The sequence below is a fragment of the Mycobacterium sp. genome (assembly GCF_035314905.1).
Taxonomy (GTDB): Bacteria; Actinomycetota; Actinomycetes; order Mycobacteriales; family Mycobacteriaceae; genus Mycobacterium.
This window is the reverse complement of sequence record NZ_DATFYW010000088.1, coordinates 1-3,473: the sequence shown is the minus strand read 5'-3', so window position 1 is coordinate 3,473 and position 3,473 is coordinate 1. Positions and strand designations below refer to the sequence as shown.

Annotated in this window: 3 protein-coding genes; 2 read left to right on the top strand and 1 reads right to left on the bottom strand. The window is 67.1% G+C overall.

Annotated elements, in window-relative coordinates:
• Positions 1 to 593, bottom strand: a 593-nt coding sequence (locus VKG81_RS06685) for a homocysteine S-methyltransferase family protein (RefSeq protein ID WP_324395053.1), incomplete at its 3' end; no start/stop codon positions are given.
• Between the two features lie 69 nt (positions 594 to 662).
• On the opposite strand from VKG81_RS06685, the gene VKG81_RS06680 reads away from it, so the two are divergent.
• Together VKG81_RS06680 and VKG81_RS06675 are read left to right on the top strand one after the other, a co-directional pair.
• A complete protein-coding gene (locus VKG81_RS06680; RefSeq protein ID WP_324395052.1) occupies positions 663 to 3,092 on the top strand; it encodes an FAD-dependent oxidoreductase in 2,430 nt (809 codons plus the stop codon).
• The coding region (locus VKG81_RS06675; protein ID WP_324395051.1) for a TetR/AcrR family transcriptional regulator at positions 3,092 to 3,473 on the top strand (382 nt) is incomplete at its 3' end. The genes VKG81_RS06680 and VKG81_RS06675, both read left to right, overlap by 1 nt.

The following is a 3,473-nucleotide window of genomic DNA, read 5'->3' as shown; positions in this document are numbered from 1 at the left end:
CCGGCGTCTTGCAGGCGACGGCATGCCTCTCCGATCGGGGCGCCCCCGCGGACGATGGGCTGGCGATGAATAGTGAGTGTGACTACCGCATCGAGGTCGTGCGCCTTGATTGCTTCCAGCGCGAGCAATGCCTCGCCGGGATAGTCGATGGTCTCGGCGATCACGAAGTCGACGCCAGCCTCGGCGGCCCACCCGACCTGCTCGGCGAACATGTCGCGGACGGCCTCATGCGTCGTGGGATCGTCCGGGTCGTAGACGTTGGTGTTGCAGATATTGCCGGCCACCAGGGAGTCGTGCTCGGCGCCGACCTCCTTGGCGATACGCAGCGCCTGCCGGTTCAGCGGCTCGAGGTCGCCCTCGCGGCCGGTCACCGCCAGCTTCTCCCGGTGGGCGTAGTAGGTGAATGCCTCAACTACGTCAGATCCGGCATGCACGTATTCTCGGTGCAGTCCGGCTACCATATCGGGCTCCTCGAGCACCACCTCTGGTACGAACGCCCCGGCCTGCAGGTAGCCGCGGCGCTCGAACTCGAACAAATACCCCTCGGCGCAGATCACCGGTCCGGCGGCGAGCCGATCGAGAAGCTTACCCATGCACGACACCTCCAGGGTCCTATAGTCGGAACGACTGTACCGGGAAAATTTAGACGTAGGGATGCCTCGATGAAATCTTCCGCGCACGTGGTCGTCATCGGCGGTGGTGTGGTTGGCGCCTCGGTCCTGTACCACCTCACCGAGCTGGGCTGGACGGATGTCGTGCTCGTCGAGCGCAAGGAGCTCACCGCCGGCTCGACCTGGCACGCTGCGGGCGGCATGCACACGCTCAACGGTGACCCTAATGTCGCGAAGCTGCAGCAGTACACCGTCGGGCTGTATCGTGAGATCGAGCAGCGCTCCGGCCAGAACTGCTCCATCCACATGCCTGGCGGACTGATGCTGGCCGGCGACCGGGAGCGGATGGACTGGTTGCGGATGGCCCAGGCCCGCGGCCGCTACCTCGGCATGGATATGGAGATCATCTCAGCGGCCGAGGCAAAGCGGATGTTCCCGCTTCTGGAGGAGCAGTACTTCATCGGTGCGCTCTTCGACCGGGCCGAGGGTCACGTCGACCCGACCGGGGTCACCCGGGCCTATGCCGGCTGCGCGCGGCAGGCCGGCGCCGAGATCTGCCAGCACACCTGGGTGAGCGACCTTCGTCAGCGCCCCGACGGCACGTGGGACGTCATCACCGACTCCGGCGAGATCCATGCCGAGCACATCGTCAACGCCGGCGGGCTGTGGGCACGTGAGGTGGGCCGGATGATCGGCCTGGAGCTGCCCGTGCTCGCGATGGAACACATGTACTTGATCACCCAAGACATGGATGAGGTGGCCGAGTACAACGCGGCCACCGGACACGAGCTGCCGATGGGCCTGGACTTCGACGGCGAGCTCTACATCCGCCAGGAGGGCGGCGGGATGCTGCTCGGCACGTACGAGCAGGCGTGTGTGCCCTGGTCGCCCCGCGAGACGCCGTGGACCTTCGACCAGCAGTTGCTGGCCCCCGATCTCGACCGGCTCGCCCCGTCGCTGGAGATCGCGTTCAAGCACTATCCGGCGCTGGCTGGCGTGGGGATCAAGAAGGTGATCAATGGGCCGTTCACCTTCGCGCCGGACGGCAATCCGCTGGTCGGCCCGGTGCCCGGCGTGCGCAACTGCTGGGTGGCCTGCGCGGTGATGGCCGGGCTGTCGCAGGGCGGCGGTGTTGGCCTCGCGCTCGCGCGCTGGATGGTCGACGGCGATCCGGGTGAAGACATCTGGGCGATGGACGTGGCCCGCTTCGGCAACTGGGCGAGCCTCGCCTACACCAATGCCAAGGTGCGGGAGAGCTACAGCCGCCGGTTCCGTATCACCTTCCCCAACGAGGAGCTCCCGGCCGGCCGGGCACTGCATACCACGCCTGTCTATGACCGGCTCACCGCCCACAACGCGGTATGGGGCGCGAGCTTCGGGCTCGAGCATCCCCTGTGGTTCCAGCGGCCGGGGGAGGAGCCGCGCGAGGACGTGACGTTCCGCCGCTCCAACGCCTACCCGGCCGTCGCTGAAGAATGCACCATGGTGCGCGAACGCGTCGGGCTCACCGAGTGCTCCAACTTCGCCAAGTACCGCGTGACCGGCGTCGGCAGCGCCGGCTGGCTGCAGCGGCTGTTCACCAACCGGCTGCCGCGAGCCGACCGGATCAACCTCACTGCCGCCCTGGATCCCAACGGTCACATCGTCGGGGAGTTTTCCGTGGCGCGGGTCGGTACAGACGATTTTTTCCTGTTCGGCTCGCACGTCGCCGAAGCGCATCACACGCGCTGGTTCTTTGGCCACCTCGCTGATGGTGTGCGGTTCGACGTGCTGGGCTTGTCCCTGGTGGGCCTCTCACTGGCCGGTCCGGGCGCCCGCGACGTGCTGCAATCGGTCACCGACGCTTCCCTGGCCACCGAGAATTACCCGTTCATGACGTTCCGCCGGATCGACGTTGGGATGATCCCCGCCTACGTCGGCCGGATGACCTACACCGGGGATCTTGGCTACGAGATCTGGGTCGCACCGGAGTATCAGCGAGCACTGTTCGATCTGCTGTGGCAGGCTGGGAAGCCATACGGCATCGGCCTGTTCGGGTTCCGGGCGTTGATGTCGCTGCGCATGGAAAAGATGTTTGGTACGTGGGCGCGCGAGTACCGTCCGATCTACACGCCGGTGGAGGCGCGAATGCACCGATCGCTCAAGCTCGATCATGACTTCATCGGCCGCGCTGCGGTGGAGGCGGAGCTGGCGCGCGGCCCGGCTCGAACGCTCGGCTACTTCGACATTACCCCCGATCCGGCGGAACCGGCCGACGTCGTCGGCGACGAGCCGATCTGGCACGGCGGGGCGGTGGTGGGCTGGGTGACGTCCGGCGCGTATGCGCATTACAGCCGCCGCTCTCTAGCATTCGGCTACGTGCCGAGCGAGCTCGCGGTGCCCGGCGCGATGTTCGAGGTGGAGATCATCGGCCAGCGCCGTCCGGCGAGATTGCTACCCGAACCGGTGCTCGACCCGGCGGGCCATCGCATGCGCGTCTGATGGGACGCCATCCTGACCTCGAACGACGGGCCGAGCTGCTAGACGAGGTGGTCGGCTACCTCGGCCGGCACGGCGTCGCTGGAGTGTCACTGCGGCCAGTTGCCCGCGCACTGGGTGTGTCGGTCAACGCGCTGGTGCATCACTTCGGCAGCAAGGACGAACTGGTGGTCGCCGCATTGCGGCGGGCCGCTGAGATTCAGCGAGGAGTCGAAGGGCGGTGGCGGCGGCAGGTACCTCACATCTCCACGGCGGAGCTGCAGCGGCGCTGGTGGCGGTGGATCAACCGCAGCCCGGAGCACTTGGCGCTGGTGCGACTGGGTCTCGAAGCCGCCACGCTGGACGCCACGGTCAGCGGTCTGCCCGGTGATGTGCGTGCGGAGC

Coding starts and splice junctions, on each gene's coding strand:
- VKG81_RS06680 (WP_324395052.1), top strand. CDS start 663: ATGAAATCTTCCGCGCACGTGGTCGTCATCGGCGGTGGTGTGGTTGGC.